15 protein-coding genes are annotated in these 14,431 nt (G+C 64.0%); 7 read left to right on the forward strand and 8 right to left on the reverse strand.

The genetic code is table 11. The features are described 5' to 3' along the window. Window positions 1–6: 6 nt before the first annotated feature. Genes C7W88_RS14680 through C7W88_RS14695 form a run of 4 tightly spaced genes read left to right on the forward strand, consistent with a single transcriptional unit; the run spans window position 7 to window position 2,746 of the window. Entirely contained in the window at window positions 7–999 is a 993-nt protein-coding gene (locus tag C7W88_RS14680) for a GNAT family N-acetyltransferase (RefSeq protein ID WP_118074102.1), read from the forward strand. Between the two features lie 36 nt (window positions 1,000–1,035). Further along, window positions 1,036–1,293 carry an acyl carrier protein gene (locus C7W88_RS14685; RefSeq protein WP_205525194.1) on the forward strand — a complete coding sequence of 86 codons (258 nt, stop codon included), beginning with the start codon at window positions 1,036–1,038 and terminating at the stop codon, window positions 1,291–1,293. Then, window positions 1,290–1,961: a hypothetical protein gene (locus tag C7W88_RS14690; protein ID WP_118074104.1), complete on the forward strand. Its 672-nt coding sequence runs from the start codon at window positions 1,290–1,292 to the stop codon at window positions 1,959–1,961. The genes C7W88_RS14685 and C7W88_RS14690 overlap by 4 nt, the downstream gene beginning before the upstream one ends. Continuing rightward, complete coding sequence (locus C7W88_RS14695; RefSeq protein ID WP_118074105.1) at window positions 1,958–2,746, forward strand: hydrolase 1, exosortase A system-associated; 789 nt, start codon at window positions 1,958–1,960, stop codon at window positions 2,744–2,746. The genes C7W88_RS14690 and C7W88_RS14695 overlap by 4 nt, the downstream gene beginning before the upstream one ends. Here the strand turns inward: C7W88_RS14695 and trxB are convergent. The 6 genes from trxB to C7W88_RS14725 form a co-directional block, all read right to left on the reverse strand. Continuing rightward, window positions 2,743–3,717 (reverse strand): thioredoxin-disulfide reductase, encoded by a 975-nt coding sequence (gene trxB, locus C7W88_RS14700; protein ID WP_118074106.1) that lies wholly within the window; start codon window positions 3,715–3,717, stop codon window positions 2,743–2,745. The two genes, C7W88_RS14695 and trxB, sit on opposite strands and share 4 nt — an antisense overlap. Window positions 3,718–3,813: 96 nt before the next feature. Then, window positions 3,814–4,680, reverse strand: coding sequence for a tyrosine-protein phosphatase (locus tag C7W88_RS14705; protein WP_240344693.1), 867 nt, complete (start codon window positions 4,678–4,680; stop codon window positions 3,814–3,816). Between the two features lie 39 nt (window positions 4,681–4,719). After that, window positions 4,720–5,106, reverse strand: coding sequence for a response regulator (locus C7W88_RS14710; protein WP_118074107.1), 387 nt, complete (start codon window positions 5,104–5,106; stop codon window positions 4,720–4,722). Continuing rightward, window positions 5,103–6,212 carry a PAS domain-containing protein gene (locus C7W88_RS14715; RefSeq protein ID WP_118074108.1) on the reverse strand — a complete coding sequence of 370 codons (1,110 nt, stop codon included), beginning with the start codon at window positions 6,210–6,212 and terminating at the stop codon, window positions 5,103–5,105. Before C7W88_RS14715 ends, C7W88_RS14710 begins: the two co-directional genes overlap by 4 nt. Window positions 6,213–6,286: 74 nt before the next feature. Beyond that, the gene (locus C7W88_RS14720; RefSeq protein ID WP_240344695.1) at window positions 6,287–6,658 is read right to left on the reverse strand and encodes a hotdog fold thioesterase; all 372 of its coding nucleotides are present in this window, start codon (window positions 6,656–6,658) and stop codon (window positions 6,287–6,289) included. Window positions 6,659–6,717: 59 nt separating this feature from the next. Further along, window positions 6,718–7,920, reverse strand: coding sequence for a M20 family metallopeptidase (locus C7W88_RS14725; protein WP_118074110.1), 1,203 nt, complete (start codon window positions 7,918–7,920; stop codon window positions 6,718–6,720). A 136-nt stretch (window positions 7,921–8,056) separates the two neighbouring features. Here C7W88_RS14725 and C7W88_RS14730 point away from each other — a divergent pair, with 136 nt between their 5' ends. Together C7W88_RS14730 and C7W88_RS14735 are read left to right on the forward strand one after the other, a co-directional pair. After that, the gene (locus tag C7W88_RS14730; protein WP_118074111.1) at window positions 8,057–9,304 is read left to right on the forward strand and encodes an acetyl-CoA C-acetyltransferase; all 1,248 of its coding nucleotides are present in this window, start codon (window positions 8,057–8,059) and stop codon (window positions 9,302–9,304) included. 120 nt (window positions 9,305–9,424) lie between these two features. After that, a complete protein-coding gene (locus C7W88_RS14735) occupies window positions 9,425–10,429 on the forward strand; it encodes a sensor histidine kinase (RefSeq protein WP_118074112.1) in 1,005 nt (334 codons plus the stop codon). Window positions 10,430–10,535: 106 nt separating this feature from the next. Here the strand turns inward: C7W88_RS14735 and C7W88_RS14740 are convergent, their stop codons facing one another. After that, the gene (locus C7W88_RS14740) at window positions 10,536–11,864 is read right to left on the reverse strand and encodes a M28 family peptidase (protein ID WP_118074113.1); all 1,329 of its coding nucleotides are present in this window, start codon (window positions 11,862–11,864) and stop codon (window positions 10,536–10,538) included. A 136-nt stretch (window positions 11,865–12,000) separates the two neighbouring features. Between C7W88_RS14740 and ettA the strand changes: the two genes are divergently transcribed. Further along, a complete protein-coding gene (gene ettA, locus C7W88_RS14745; RefSeq protein ID WP_118074114.1) occupies window positions 12,001–13,674 on the forward strand; it encodes an energy-dependent translational throttle protein EttA in 1,674 nt (557 codons plus the stop codon). Between the two features lie 419 nt (window positions 13,675–14,093). On the opposite strand, the gene C7W88_RS14750 is transcribed toward ettA, so the two are convergent. After that, on the reverse strand, window positions 14,094–14,426 hold the full coding sequence (locus C7W88_RS14750) for a DUF6265 family protein (RefSeq protein WP_118074115.1): 333 nt from the start codon (window positions 14,424–14,426) through the stop codon (window positions 14,094–14,096). Window positions 14,427–14,431 lie beyond the last annotated feature (5 nt).

Raw genomic sequence — 14,431 nt, forward strand, 5'->3', positions numbered from 1 at the left:
CAAGCGTTGGACGTCTATCACGCCAGTCTTAAGGAAGCGCAAGCGGACCCGCGCGTGATCGCGGTGCAAGGCGCTTCGCCGTTCGAGCGGCTCGACTGGCTGGCCTTGCTCACATCGCATTGCCTCGACGAGACAAAAGCGCGGGTCACCATCGCTGCGGATGCGCAGGGATGTACCGCCCTGCCCTGGCTCGAAGGCAAAGGGCGGATCACTGCGCTTGCCAATTGGTACAACTTTTTCGTTGGATTTCTGGGAGATGAGATTCGTCTTTCGGAGATCGTGCGAAGACTGCCTCATGGCCGAGCGCTGTTCGCCCCCTTGCCCAAGGATGACGCCGCTGCCCTTGCTGAGGCATTCCGCAAGGCGGGCTGGATGGTACTGGTCGAGCCTTGCGACAGCAACCACATCCTTGCCGTGAATGGTCGCAGTTTCGCCGAATACTGGACCGACCGTCCCGGTGCGCTGCGCGAAACCGTCCGCCGCAAGAGCCGCAAGGGCGAAGTGAACCTGAGGCTCGTCACGCAATTTTCCCAAACCGATTGGGATGCTTACGAGGCAATCTACAGGTTGAGCTGGAAGCCTGGCGAAGGGTCGCCGGATTTCCTGCGGGCCTGGGCGGAAATGGAGGGCAAGGCTGGTCGATTGCGCCTTGGCATTGCCGAGGTTGCCGGCCAACCAGTTGCCGCGCAGTTCTGGACCGTCGAGGGCCGGACGGCCTTCATCCACAAGCTTGCGCACGACGAACGCTTCCGCAAGCAATCGCCGGGGACCCTGCTCAGCGCGGCCATGTTCGAGCATGTGATCGACCGCGATGGCGTGTCGCTGATTGATTTCGGCACAGGCGATGATCCGTACAAGCGCGACTGGATGGAAGATGTACGGGTGCGCTGGCGGGTTCGGGCATGGAGAAAGTCGTCGGTCCGTCATTGGCCTTCGTTGATCCGTGCTCTGGCAGCGCAAAGGCTGCGCCCCCTTGTCTCCCGGAACCACCATGGTTAAGGGCCCGATGAAACTGATAACGGCAGCTGGACACTGATGAGCGACACCGACAGCACCCTGCGCGCGATCCTCAAGGACGTTCTTGGCCTCACGGCCGAGCGCGTGGCCGCTTTCGATGCCTCCACCGGCCTGTTCGGAGAGCTGCCCGAGCTTGATTCGATGGCCGTGGCCGGCCTGCTTACCGAGATCGAGGACCGGCTCGACATCGTGATCGAGGACGACGAGGTCGATGGCGAACTGCTCGAGACCTTCGGCAATCTGCGATCTTTCCTGGAAGCCAAAGTCACGGCGTGATTGCGCGCTGGCCTTGCCCCGGCCCCGAAGGCCAGAGCGAGGAGTATGCGCTTGCCTTCGATCGCGGCCGCGAGAAACGGCTGCTGATCGTCCCGCCCCTGTTCGATGAAGCCAACCGCATGCGGCGGATGCTGGTCGATACCATGCGCCTGCTGGATGACGCAGGCGTCGACACGTTCCTGCCCGACCTGCCCGGTTGCCATGAAAGCCTGCAGCAATTCGAGGCACAGAGCCTCCACGGCTGGCGCAGCGCGATGCAATTGGCTTCAAGTCACTTCCGTGCGACCGACGTGCTGGCGGTGCGCGGCGGCGCGCTGGTGTTTCCCAATGCGCTGCCGGGCTGGGCGCTGGAACCCGCGAAGGGCGCAACGATCCTGCGCCAGATGATCCGCGCCCGCGTAATTGCCTCACGCGAAGCGGGCGTGAATGAGGACAGCGCGGCGTTGCTCGAACTCGGCCGCAGCGAAGGACTGGAACTCGCCGGGTGGCGCTGCGGTGCGTCGCTTATCGCCGGGCTGGAGAACGCCTTGCCGCAGGTCGAAGGGCATCACCTCATTGCGCAAAACCAGTTGGGCGGTGGTGGGCTGTGGCTGCGCGCGGAGCCTGCAGCAGCGCCCGAACAGTCCGCCGCCCTCGCCCGCGTGATCCTGTCCGAGATCGACGCGTGACCCGGCGCCACCTCACCTTCACCTGCGAGGGCGCGACGCTGATCGGCACGCTGGACCGCGAGGCCGCAAGTCACTCGACTGGTCTGCTGATCGTCTCCGGCGGCAATGAACTGCGCTCAGGCGCGTGGAGCGGACAGGCGCAACTGGCCGCCCGGATCGCCAGCGAAGGCTATCCGGTGTTTCGCTACGACCGGCGCGGCGTCGGTGACAGCCAGGGCGAGAATCGCTCGTTCCGCCACTCCGGGCCGGATACTGCAGCAGCGCTGGCCGCATTCCGTTCAGCGGCACCGCACGTTTCGCGCATCGTCGCGTTCGGCAATTGCGATGCGGCCGCAGCGCTGACGCTCAATGCGCCTGCACTGGCAGTGGATGCCCTCGTTCTCGCCAACCCTTGGACGATAGATGGCGAGGAAGCGCCAAACGCCATGCCCGCGTCGGCCATCCGCAGCCGCTATCTCGCCAAGCTCGCCAACCCGCGTGAGGTCTGGCGGCTGCTCACCGGCGGGGTGAACCTCGGGAAGCTGGCCAAAGGATTGCGCAGTGTGGCCTCGTCAGCCCCGGCTCCCGCTGGCCTCGTCGACGAGATGAAGACCGGCCTGGCAGCTTTCAACGGCCCTGCAACGATCCTCCTCGCCAGCCACGACCGAACGGCGCAGATGTTCAGCGAAGTCTGGGACAACGCAGACCCGCGCATTCAGCGCATCGACAGCGCGTCACACAGCTTTTCAGACAAAGCCGCGCGCGAATGGCTTCACGCGCGGCTGATCGAAGTGCTCAGGCCTTAAACCGCTGCAACTTCCGCCTGGGCGGCCTTGAAGTCCAGCTCGGCAAGGAAGCGCTCGGAATCGAGCGCGGCCATGCAACCCGTCCCCGCCGCCGTCACGGCCTGGCGGTAGGTGTGGTCCATCACGTCACCGCAGGCAAAAACGCCCGGGATGGCAGTCTTCGGCGTGCCGGGTTCGACCACGATGTAACCGCTCTCGTCGAGCTCCAGCTTGCCCTTGAACAGTTCGGTCGCCGGAGCATGGCCGATCGCCACGAACGCGCCGTCCGTCTCGACCACGCTTTCCGCGCCCGTAACGGTATCTACGACCTTCACCCCGGTCAGGCCCTTGCCCGCCTCGCCGACGAAGCTGTCGACCTTGGCGTTCCACAACACCTTGACGTTGGGGTGCGCGAACAGGCGATCCTGCAGGATCCTCTCGGCACGCAGGGAATCGCGGCGGTGGATCAGCGTCACGTCGGGCGAATGGTTGGTAAGGTAGAGCGCTTCCTCGACCGCGGTGTTGCCGCCGCCGATCACCACGACCTTCTTGCCGCGATAGAAGAACCCGTCGCAGGTGGCGCAGGCCGAAACGCCTTTGCCAGAAAACTCCTGCTCGCCCGGAACGCCCAACCACTTGGCCTGCGCGCCGGTGGCGATGACCAGAACATCGCCTTCATAGATGTCGCCGCTGTCGCCGACGGCACGGAACGGGCTGCCGTCCATGTTCACTTCGAGGATCGTGTCCCACATCATCCGGGTGCCGACATGTTCGGCCTGGGCCTGCATTTCCTGCATCAGCCACGGCCCCTGAATCACATCGCGGAAGCCGGGATAGTTCTCGACATCGGTGGTGATGGTCAGCTGGCCGCCGGGCTGCAGCCCCTGCACCACGATCGGCTGCATCCCTGCGCGCGCGCCATAGATCGCGGCAGAAAGCCCGGCCGGGCCGGAACCGATGATGAGCATGCGGGTCTTGTGCGTGGTCGCCATGGGAAAAGTCCTCCAGTCGCCAGCGAGATAAGCAGCGCGCGGGCCAAAAGCCAGTCCGCGCCCCCGCTTTTTCCGCAGCTATCGGACAGATTTTCTTTATTCGACGAGGTTGGCTTCCATCGCGGCGAGCACCTGCGGCGTCACCCCCAGAACTTCCTCGGCATAGGCCTCGACCGAGCCGTGGCGCGCCTCGATCGCGGCGAAGGCGCGCTCGAGAAACGGTTTTTCCACCCCCATCAGCACGCGGACGGCAGCATCATCCATGCGGATGCCGAACCCTTCCCGCACGTGCCGCGCTCCTGCCTCGATACGAGCCTCGGCGTTGCCGGCACTGTTGGTAAGCAGGTAATCCGCGACGATGTCGTCATGGTGAACGCCAAGCAGAGCGTGAACCAACGCCGCCGCCACGCCGGTACGATCCTTCCCGGCAAGACAGTGCAGCAAGCTTGGCGACGGCTGCTCCGCCAGGGTTCGCATGTAGAGGCGATAAGTGCCCACGAGAACCGGCCGGTACGGCAGTGTCTCGTAAAGAGCGAGCATGGCCTGCCGCGCATCGTCGGCGGTGCGCACATCGCGGGCCATCTCTTCGTGCGCCGCGCGCCCGGCCGCGCTTGCGGTTTCGCCGGGATGGAACAGCACGCTGCCCTCGAACTCTGGGTGCCTGAGGCAACGGTTGGCAGCGCGCTCGCTGTCGCCGCGCAGGTCGATAACGGTGGCAATCTGCAAGGCGTGGACTTTTTCGAGATCCTCAGTGGTTGCCTCGCTATGCTGGCCCGAGCGCCACAACACGCCCTTGCGCAACTGCCCGTTGCGTGCGCCATAGCCGCCGTAGTCCCGAAAATTGTGGATGCCCGTCATCGCCAGTACCCGGGCGTATTCCTGCTCGCTCATGTCACCGTCCTTGCTGCGCACAGCAATGGCAGCTTCGTCCCAGCGTGCAAGCCTGTCCGCCTGACGTTTCACGTGGTATCCGCACCACCGGACCGGCAGAACGAAAGCCGTTTATTGCCGAACGGCCAGCGGTTCGAGCGCGCGGGCGACGACCACCGCCGCAGGTGTCGGCTTGGGCACAAGAGTCCCGCCCAGCCGCCGGACAGCCTCGTCCATGCGATCGAGATCGCCGGTATGCAGCACATAGGGGACACCCATCGCCGCAAGCGTCCGCGCCACCTGTTCACAGGTCTGCCCCTGGCCGAGCGAAACGTCGAGAATGGCTGCGGAAATCGCATTATTCTGCACAATCGACAGCGCTTCCATGAGATCAAGCGCAGTCAACGGCTTGCACCCGGCATCTTCGACCGCAAATTCCAGGTCGAGCAGGATCAATGGTTCATCGTCGAGCACGAGCACCCGGCACGGCTCGGACGAAGCATGATGCATCCCGCTCATTCTGCGGCATCCCTCAAGGGAATGCTGAGACGGGCATGTAGCCCCTCGCGCTTCAACTCTCTCACGATTCCTCCCCTCGCCATGCCGAGCATGCGATCCACGATGCCGTCTGCCGCGCCCGAGTTCGCCGCCGCTTCCAGCAGCGAGCCAGTTCCGCGCCCATGTTCTACCCAATCAATCCGTATCGCCGGGCTGTCTGCCGACCCGTTACGCTGCCAACCAACCGTAACGCGCCCGTCATCCCGGCTGAGCGCGCCGTGACGCAGAGCGTTCACAGCAAGTTCGTGAAGGGAAAGGCCGAGCACCGAGACCGATGCAAAATCCGACCGAAGCCCATTGCCCTCGAACAGGATGCGCGTTCCATCCGGATCATAAGGCGCAAGAACGGCACGAATGGCCTGGCCCACCTCGACCGTTCCCCGGTGTGAATCGTCGAGCGTGGTCTCATAGGCCCGGCCGAGCGCCTGTATGCGATCGTTGATTTCCCGCGCCTCGACCTCGATGCCGCGCGCCCTGCCGGTGAAGTTCACGATGCCGCCGATCACGGCGAACATGTTCTTCATGCGATGGGACAGTTCGCGCGCCAGTTCGCGTGCGTGCAATTCGTCGGCACGCGCCGCGCGCACGTCCGATACGTCCCATTGGCTGCCGAAGAAATAGACCAGCTTGCCTTCGGCGTCATAGACCGGGCCAAGATGGAGAGCGTTCCAGAACGAGCTGCCGTCCTTGCGATAGTTGAGCAGTTCGACCACCGTCACATCCTCGCGCTGGAGCGCGGTGCGGATCCTCCCCAGCGAAGAGCGGTCGCTTTCGGGGCCCTGCAGGAAACGGCAATTGCGACCGACGATCTCGTCTTCTTCATATCCGGTAAGATGTCGGAACGCCCGGTTTGCAAAGACGATGGGCATATCTGTCTGATGAGGGTCGCACAGGCAGATCGCCATGCGCGTCTGCGCCATGGCCTGCTCGAACAGCACGCCGGATGCCCCGGCGAACGTGTCTTCGGGGTGTTGCGCCCGAAAGCGCGCTACGGACGGATCGAACACGGTATGGGCCTGATCGATCGGACCAGACCCAGGAATGTCATCTGAAGAGTTACGGTTCATATCAGTGGCTACCTGCCACCGAAAATGCAGTTCCTACTGCTTGGTTCCGGAAAAAAGTAATAAATTCATGGGTGTCATTTCCGTTCCAGCGGAATGACGGCGAGTGTCAGACGGGATATACAGACCAGCTTGTCCAATTCGTCGACGATGCGGATGGACCAGACGTGGGTGCTGCGCCCCAATGCCTCCGGCCGCGCGGTCGCATAGACCCAGCCGTCGCGCACCGGTCGCAAGTGGTTGGCATTGATTTCCATGCCCACGCAAGCGAACCGGTCAGGGTCCACCACCATCGCTCCGGCCATCGAGCCGATCGTTTCTGCCAGCGCAACCGATGCGCCGCCATGCAACCGTCCGAAAGGCTGATGCGTGCGGTGGTCGACCGGCATGCGCGCCGATATCCAGTCGTCGCCGCAGTCATGAAACTCGATGCCGAGATGGGCCGGCATCGAGGAGCTGCCCAATTTCGTCAGCCGCTCGATCGAGGGCCTTTCGCCATTCCACCAGATCAAGCTGCAAATCCCTCAGCCAGGAACCGCACGGCGCACCCTGCCAGAACCGCAGTGCCGAGCGGCAGCACGCTTTCGTCCACCATCATCCTGGTGGAGTGGATCGAACAGCAAGAGCGCCAGTCTGCGCCTTCGTGGGCCACGCCCAGGAAGAACATCGCTCCGGGCACTTTCTCGAGCACATAGGAGAAGTCTTCCGCCCCCATGATCGGGGCGTCCAACCGGTGGAAGCCACTCTCGCCCGTAAGATCGCGAACAACCTTCTCCCCGAGGTCGACGGCACGTCCATCACACACGGTGACAGGGAACCCCGGCGTGATCGTCACTTCGACCGTCATGCCGTGGGCTGCGGCGATGTTCGTCGCCACCAGCCGCAGCGCTTCATGCAGGCGCGCACGATTGCCCGCAGAGAGCGTGCGCAACGTGCCGCGCATGGCGACCCGATCGGCGATCACGTTGTGGGCCGTTCCCGCCTCAATCTTCGCCACGGTGGCCACGACAGGATCGCTCACCGGGAATTTTCGGGTCACGACAGTCTGGAGCGCGGTGACGATCTCGCAGGCCACCGGCACCGGGTCGAGCGCATCGTGCGGCATCGAGGCGTGGCCGCCCCGCCCCTGCACCACGATGTCGAACTGGTCCGCGGATGCGAGCAGCGGCCCTGCCCGGCCAGCAACCAGGCCATGCGGACTGTTGGGCATGATGTGCAGTGCGAAGGCGGCGTCGGGGAGCGGATCGATCAGCCCGTCGTCGAGCATGTATCGCGCGCCGTGAAAGCCCTCCTCGCCGGGCTGGAACATGAACTGCACTTCGCCGGCCAGCTGGTCGGCCCGCGCGCAGAGCAGCTCCGCCGCGCCTGCCAGCATGGCGGTGTGCGTATCGTGGCCACAGGCATGCATGGCGCCGGGAATTGTCGAGGAGAAATCGAGCCCGGTCTCTTCGGTCATCGGCAGCGCATCCATGTCGCCGCGCAGCAGCACGCGGCGCCCCGGCCCCGCTCCGCCCTTGAGCGTGGCGACCAGGCCGGTTGTCGACGGCCCTTCGCGCCAGGTCAGCGGCAGGTGGGCCAAAGCCGCCCGCACCTTGTCGCGCGTCTTCGGAGTATGCAGGCCGAGTTCGGGTTCGGCATGGATCGCGCGTCGCAGCGTGACGATCGCATCGGAAAAGCCGCGCGCCTGTTCGAGCAGTTCGTGGTGGAGCATCTGGGCCTCTATGGCTGGAATCTGACCAAGCTGACACGTCGCCGCGCCTGTGTCGAGCCTTCCGCTTTGGACTTGCACCAGCGGGCAGGACGCGTTAATCGGTCGATTAAATAGCCCAATGACGGAGAGAGTCCCGATGCCCGAAGCCTATATCATCGATGCCGTTCGCACTCCGCGCGGGGTCGGCAAGCCCGGCAAGGGCGCGCTGTCGCACCTGCACCCGCAGCATCTTGCCGCCACGGTGCTCAAGGCGCTCAAGGAGCGCAACAACCTTGATACCGCGACGGTCGACGACATCATCTGGTCGACCTCGTCGCAGGTCGGCAAGCAGGGCGGCGACCTCGGCCGCATGGCGGCGCTGGCCGCGGGGTACGACATCAAGGCATCGGGCACGACGCTTGACCGCTTCTGCGGGGGTGGCATCACCTCGGTGAACCTTGCCTGCGCCTCGGTCATGTCGGGCATGGAAGACTGCGTCATCGCCGGTGGCACCGAGATGATGAGCTTCACCGCCGCCCATGGCGCGGAACAGGCCAATGCCGGGATCAAGCCTCTGGGCATGGGTTCGGGCAACATGGCGCTCGACGCAATCCACCCGCAGTCGCACCAGGGCGTGTGCGGCGATGCCATCGCCAGCATCGAAGGCATCAGCCGCGAAGCGCTCGACGCGCTTGCCCTCGTCAGCCAGCAGCGCGCCGACAAGGCAATCAAGGAAGGCCGCTTCAACAAGTCGGTCGTGCCGGTCCTGAACGAGGACGGTTCGGTTGCGCTTGACCGCGAGGAATTCCCCCGTCCTGAAACCACTGCCGAAGGCCTGGCCGCGCTGAAGCCGAGCTTTGCCGGTCTTGCCGACTTCGATCTCGGCGGCACGAGCTTCCGCAAGCAGATCAACCGCCGCTACCCGGACGTGGAAATCCAGCACTTCCACCATGCCGGCAATTCCTCGGGCGTGGTCGATGGCGCGGCGGCGCTGCTGATCGTCTCGCCCGCCTATGCCGAAAAGCATGGCCTCAAGCCGCGCGCCCGCATCGTCGCTTATGCCAACCAGGGCGACGACCCGACGCTGATGCTCAACGCGCCGGTGCCTGCGGCGAAGAAAGTGCTCGCCAAGGCGGGGCTGAGCAAGGACGACATCGACGTCTGGGAAATCAACGAAGCCTTTGCTGTCGTTGCCGAAAAGTTCATCCGTGACCTCGAACTCGATCGCGAGAAGGTGAACATCAACGGCGGCGCGATGGCGCTTGGCCATCCGATCGGCGCGACCGGTTCGATCCTGATCGGCACCGCGCTCGACGAACTCGAGCGGTCGGGCGGACGCTACGGCCTCGTAACGATGTGTGCTGCGGGCGGCATGGCGCCAGCAATCATTATCGAGCGCATTTAACCAAAGTAAATACTCGAGACAATTAGTGGCCCGGCGATCGAATGCCGGGCCATTGTTTTTCAAGAAGTTGCAAATGTTACGTTGCAATACGTCGCCAGCGCTGGCATTTGTCGAGCTAATATGCCCGCATTTCCGCGAACTCTTGTCAGACCCCTGCGTGGTAAGCTGTCCGGCTACGCCGTAGCGATTGGCCTTGCGATAATCGCCACGATACTCAGGCAGGCAGCCGACAATCTTCTACCTCCCGGCTTCCCATTCCTGACGTTCTTTCCCGCCGTGATCGTCACCGCATTTGTTGCCGGACGCGGCCCCGGCGCGCTCTGTGGCGTGCTTAGTCTGTTGTCTTCATGGTATTTTTTCATTCCGCCAGCGAATACTTTTGTGCTCTCTGCTCCAGTGGCGACCGCGCTGCTATTCTTCGCAGCAGTGGTGATTGTGGATGTCCTTCTGATCGACGGGCTGCAGCAGCGGCAGGAGAAACTGGTCGAAAGCCAGCGCCAGCTTGCCGCCATGGCCGACCAGCAAACCCTGCTTTTTCAGGAACTTCAGCACCGCGTCGCCAACAATCTTGCCTCGGTTTCGGCCATGCTGCGCATCAAGCGGCGCCAGATAGAACGCGCGCCGGAGACCGCCTTGGCACTGCTTGAGAGCGCCGACCAACGGATCGAGCTGATGGGCCGTGTGCACCGCCAGCTCTACGACCCGGCCGCGCGCGAGCTGGCCCTGCCCGAGCAGATCGAAAATGTGGTCGCGCAGGCGCAGGACGTTGCCGGTGCCAGCCATGTCACGGTGATCGTCAGCGCCGTCGATGCACGCCTTGCGATTGACCGGATGATGACGCTGATGCTGCTCATCACCGAGGTGCTCAACAACTCGATAAAGCACGCTTTTCCAGAGGGTTCAGCCGGTGAAGTGCGGCTGACGCTGGATCGCGTCGCGGCGGGGCGTCTGCGCCTGACGATTGCCGATAACGGCAAAGGCCTTGCACCTGAGGCTGCCGGAACCCCACGTCACAACGGCCTCGGCACCGCGATCACCAAGGGCTTTGCAACCCAGTTGGGCGGTACGATTTCCGTCGACGGCAGCAATGGCGTGACGACGGTGGTGGAGTTCCCGGAGGGCTGAGGAGAGCATTTCCAACTCTACCCCAACTCCCCCATAACTCTACCCCAACTCTCCCTCCATTCGTGCAGGCAAAGCCCCAACTCGGCGAGGCTTTGCCCATGCACTTTCAGGGTGCCGCAGCGATCGGCCCCGCCTCGTTAGCGACGACCTTGAGCACTTCGGTCCAAGCCGCGACATTTTGCGCCAATTCGGCGGGATCGACCTTGTCCAGAGTGTCGTCCGGGGTGTGATGGAGATCGAAGTAGTGGGTGCCGTCCTGGTTGAGATCGACGACGGCGAGCTTCTGCCTTTCGATCACCGGTTCGACGTCGGTCCCGCCATCGGCCTTGCCGCTTCCGCGAACGATGCCCATCGGTGACAGCGCGGCGGCGAGGCGATCGGTCAGCGCCTTGTCAGCCATGTTGAACTGGACGCGCCAGACGCGGGCGGCGCCGAAGTCGCTTTCCATGGCAAGGGCGTGGGGTTCGGTGTGCTTTTCGGCGTAGGCCTTGCCCCCGAAGCCGCCGAGTTCCTCCGAGCCCGCCCAGAGGACGCGGATAGTGCGCAACGGCGCCCCGCCTTCCTGCGCCTTCAGCGCGGCAGCGGTGATGATCGCGCAGCCGGCCGCATCGTCGATCGCGCCGGTGCCGAGGTCCCAGCTATCGAGGTGGCAGCCGAGCAGGATCGGCGGGAGCGAGGGATCGCGGCCGGGAAGTTCGCCGATGACGTTGCCCGAGGGCAGATTGTCGGTGGTCTTGCCGGTAAGCGTCAAAGACAGGCGGATCGGCTTGCCGCTGCGGGCGATGCGGGCGATCAGATCGGCATCGGGGTTGGAAACCGCGCCGGCCGGGACCGGTTTTACTCCGTCAGGAAACGTGGTGCCGCCGGTGTGCGGGTTGCGGTGGTTGTCGGTGCCGATCGAGCGGATCACGACGCCCAGCGCGCCCTTGCCGGAGGCGATGGCGGGACCGGCGCGGCGGACCTGACCGTAAGGACCGTAACCGCTGCCGTCCTGGTTGCGCTTCATGGCGTGGTCGATGAAGGCGATCTTGCCGTTGAGCGAGCCTGCTGGCGCGGCCTTGAGGGCATCGAGCGTGGGGAAATAGACGACTTCGCCTTCGATGCCCTTTTCAGTCGTGGTGCCGCTGTAGCCCAGCGCCGTGACCGCGAGCCTGAACGGGATGGGCGCAAGGAGGCTGGCTTCGTCACGCCCGCGCACATAGCCGCGGATCCTGAAGGGTTCGACGGCGACCTTGCTGAAGCCCAGCGCCTTCAGTCGCGCTTCGGCCCAGACGCGGGCGCGGGCTTCCGCTTCGGAACCGGGCATGCGCGGGCCGACTTCGCTGGTGAGCCCGGCGAGCAGGTCCCACGCGACGTCGCCTCTCGTTTCCTGGGCGTAAGCAGTTGAAGCGAATAGGGTGGCGGTGAGCGCGAGGGCGCGAGCTTTGTTTCTCATGCAACCGTGCTATCGCCCGGCCCACCGCCTGCCAAGCCCTGCCCGCCGCCCTTGTCGCACAAGCCCCGCTTGCCCGACCCTTCGCGCTCGGATAGAGGGCGCGCAACAGTTTTTGCCTTCTACCCAAGGACCCGAGATGGCTGCCCAATACGCCTACGTCATGAAGGACATGACGAAGACCTTCCCCGGCGCGCAGAAGCCGGTGCTGAGCAATATCAACCTGCAGTTCTACCAGGGCGCCAAGATCGGCATCGTCGGTCCGAACGGTGCCGGTAAATCGACGCTTATCAAGATCATGGCCGGGATCGACAAGGATTTCACCGGCGAAGCCTGGCCGGGCGAGAACATCACCGTCGGCTATCTCGAGCAGGAACCGCAGCTCGACGAGAGCAAGACCGTGCTCGAAAACGTCAAGGACGGCGCGCGCGAGATCGCCGACATGGTCGAGCGCTTCAATGCGATCGGCATGGAGATGGCCGAGGAAGATGCCGACTTCGACGCGCTGGGCGCGGAGATGGCCGAGCTGCAGGACAAGATTGACGCGGTCGATGGCTGGACGCTCGACAACCAGCTCGAAATCGCGATGGAAGCGCTGCGCTGTCCGCCGGGCGACTGGTCGGTGGCGAGCCTTTCGGGCGGTGAAAAGCGCCGTATTGCGCTGACCCGCCTGCTGATCCAGAAGCCTTCGATCCTGCTGCTGGACGAACCGACCAACCACCTCGACGCCGAATCCGTCGAATGGCTGGAAAACCACCTCAAGGACTATGCCGGCGCGGTGCTGATGATCACGCACGACCGCTACTTCCTTGACAACGTGGTGGGCTGGATCCTCGAACTCGACCGCGGAAAGTACTTCCCCTACGAGGGCAACTACTCGACCTACCTCGAGACCAAGGCCAAGCGCATGGCCCAGGAAGAGCGCGAGGAAAGCGGCAAGCAGAAGGCGCTGCAGCGCGAACTCGAGTGGATCCGCCAGACCCCGGCCGCGCGCCAGACCAAGTCCAAGGCGCGTATCCGCAAATTCGAGGAACTGCAGAACGCCCAGGACAACCGCCCAGTCGGCAAGGCCCAGATCGTCATCCAGGTGCCCGAGCGCCTTGGCGGCAAGGTGATCGAGGTGAAGAACATCTCGAAGGCCTATGGCGACAAGCTGCTGTTCGAGGACCTCTCGTTCATGCTGCCGCCCGGTGGCATCGTCGGCGTGATCGGACCGAACGGCGCGGGCAAGTCCACGCTGTTCAAGATCCTGACCGGCAAGGAAACGCCGGACAGCGGGACCGTGGAAATCGGTTCGACCGTCCACCTCGGCTATGTCGACCAGAGCCGCGACGATCTGAACCCGGCCAACAACGTGTGGCAGGAAATCTCGGACGGCCTCGATTACATGAAGGTCAACGGGCAGGACATGTCGACGCGTGCCTATGTCGGCGCGTTCAACTTCAAGGGTCCGGACCAGCAGAAGAACGTCGGCAAGCTTTCGGGCGGTGAGCGCAACCGCGTGCATATGGCCAAGATGCTCAAGGCCGGCGGCAACGTGCTGCTGCTCGACGAGCCGACCAACGACCTTGACGTCGAAACGCTGGCGGCACTGGAAGACGCGATCGAGAACTTCGCAGGTTGCGCCGTGGTCATCTCGCACGACCGCTTCTTCCTCGACCGTCTGGCCACGCACATCCTTGCGTTTGAAGGCAACAGCCACGTCGAATGGTTCGAAGGCAACTTCGCGGCCTATGAAGAGGACAAGCGTCGTCGTCTGGGCGATGCGGCGGATCGTCCGACCGCGCTGGCTTACAAGAAGCTGACGCGCTGACGCGCTTTGGCAAGAAGCGCACGCGCTGATTTTTTCGCAGATTGGTGATTGAGACACCCCGTCGGTCCATGCGGCTGGCGGGGTGTTTTCTGTTTCACGCAGAGGCGCGGAGAAAAAAGGGAGACGCAGAGAGGTCCCGATTGCGGCGAAGCCGCTCTTACAATCTCACGTGGCAGTTTGCGGAAACGTTGAACCTTCGGAGCCGCTTCGCCGCCTGCGCTGATCCTCCGCGTCTCCCTTGCTTCTCCGCGCCTCTGCGTGAACTATCCTGCTTTCGGATCAACCCTTGCGGCGGAAGCGGAAGACGAGGGTTTCGGTCTTGCCGCCTTCGCTGACCTTGACCGAGGCTGTCATCGTGTCGACGCCGGTGCGTTCATATACGAGGCCCGAGAAATCGAGGCGGTCTCCTTTGCGCCCGGTCAGGGGAAGGAGACCACCTTGTCCTCTTCCTCCCAGCCGGTGAGATCGGCGTTGAAGTGCTTGAGGCGGTAGGCGAGCGAGCCGCCCTCCTCGACGATGGTGATGATTTCGTAGAACATCACCGTGCCGTCCTTGTTCAGCTGGCGGAAGTGGCCCACCATCTGGCCGCCTGCCGCCGGGGCATAGGCTTCGAGCGCGGGTGCGCCCTCGATACCCTCGCCTTCCCAGGAGCCTTGCAGCCAGGCAACGTCGGCCAGTGTGGCGGGCGGTGCGGCGTGAGCAGTGCCGGTAGCGAGAAGCAGGGCGGCGGAGATGGATGTGATCAGCTTCATGGCTT

Origin of the sequence: Novosphingobium sp. THN1 (assembly GCF_003454795.1) — a bacterium.
In the GTDB taxonomy this organism is placed as follows: Bacteria; Pseudomonadota; Alphaproteobacteria; order Sphingomonadales; family Sphingomonadaceae; genus Novosphingobium.

Bases quoted from the DNA above. Each gene is read 5' to 3' on its own strand.
- C7W88_RS14685 (WP_205525194.1), top strand. From the start codon at position 1,036: ATGAGCGACACCGACAGCACCCTGCGCGCGATCCTCAAGGACGTTCTT.
- trxB (WP_118074106.1), bottom strand. From the start codon at position 3,717: ATGGCGACCACGCACAAGACCCGCATGCTCATCATCGGTTCCGGCCCG.
- C7W88_RS14710 (WP_118074107.1), bottom strand. From the start codon at position 5,106: ATGAGCGGGATGCATCATGCTTCGTCCGAGCCGTGCCGGGTGCTCGTG.
- C7W88_RS14715 (WP_118074108.1), bottom strand. From the start codon at position 6,212: ATGAACCGTAACTCTTCAGATGACATTCCTGGGTCTGGTCCGATCGAT.
- C7W88_RS14720 (WP_240344695.1), bottom strand. From the start codon at position 6,658: ATGCCGGCCCATCTCGGCATCGAGTTTCATGACTGCGGCGACGACTGG.
- C7W88_RS14725 (WP_118074110.1), bottom strand. From the start codon at position 7,920: ATGCTCCACCACGAACTGCTCGAACAGGCGCGCGGCTTTTCCGATGCG.
- C7W88_RS14730 (WP_118074111.1), top strand. From the start codon at position 8,057: ATGCCCGAAGCCTATATCATCGATGCCGTTCGCACTCCGCGCGGGGTC.
- C7W88_RS14735 (WP_118074112.1), top strand. From the start codon at position 9,425: ATGCCCGCATTTCCGCGAACTCTTGTCAGACCCCTGCGTGGTAAGCTG.
- C7W88_RS14740 (WP_118074113.1), bottom strand. From the start codon at position 11,864: ATGAGAAACAAAGCTCGCGCCCTCGCGCTCACCGCCACCCTATTCGCT.
- ettA (WP_118074114.1), top strand. From the start codon at position 12,001: ATGGCTGCCCAATACGCCTACGTCATGAAGGACATGACGAAGACCTTC.
- C7W88_RS14750 (WP_118074115.1), bottom strand. From the start codon at position 14,426: ATGAAGCTGATCACATCCATCTCCGCCGCCCTGCTTCTCGCTACCGGC.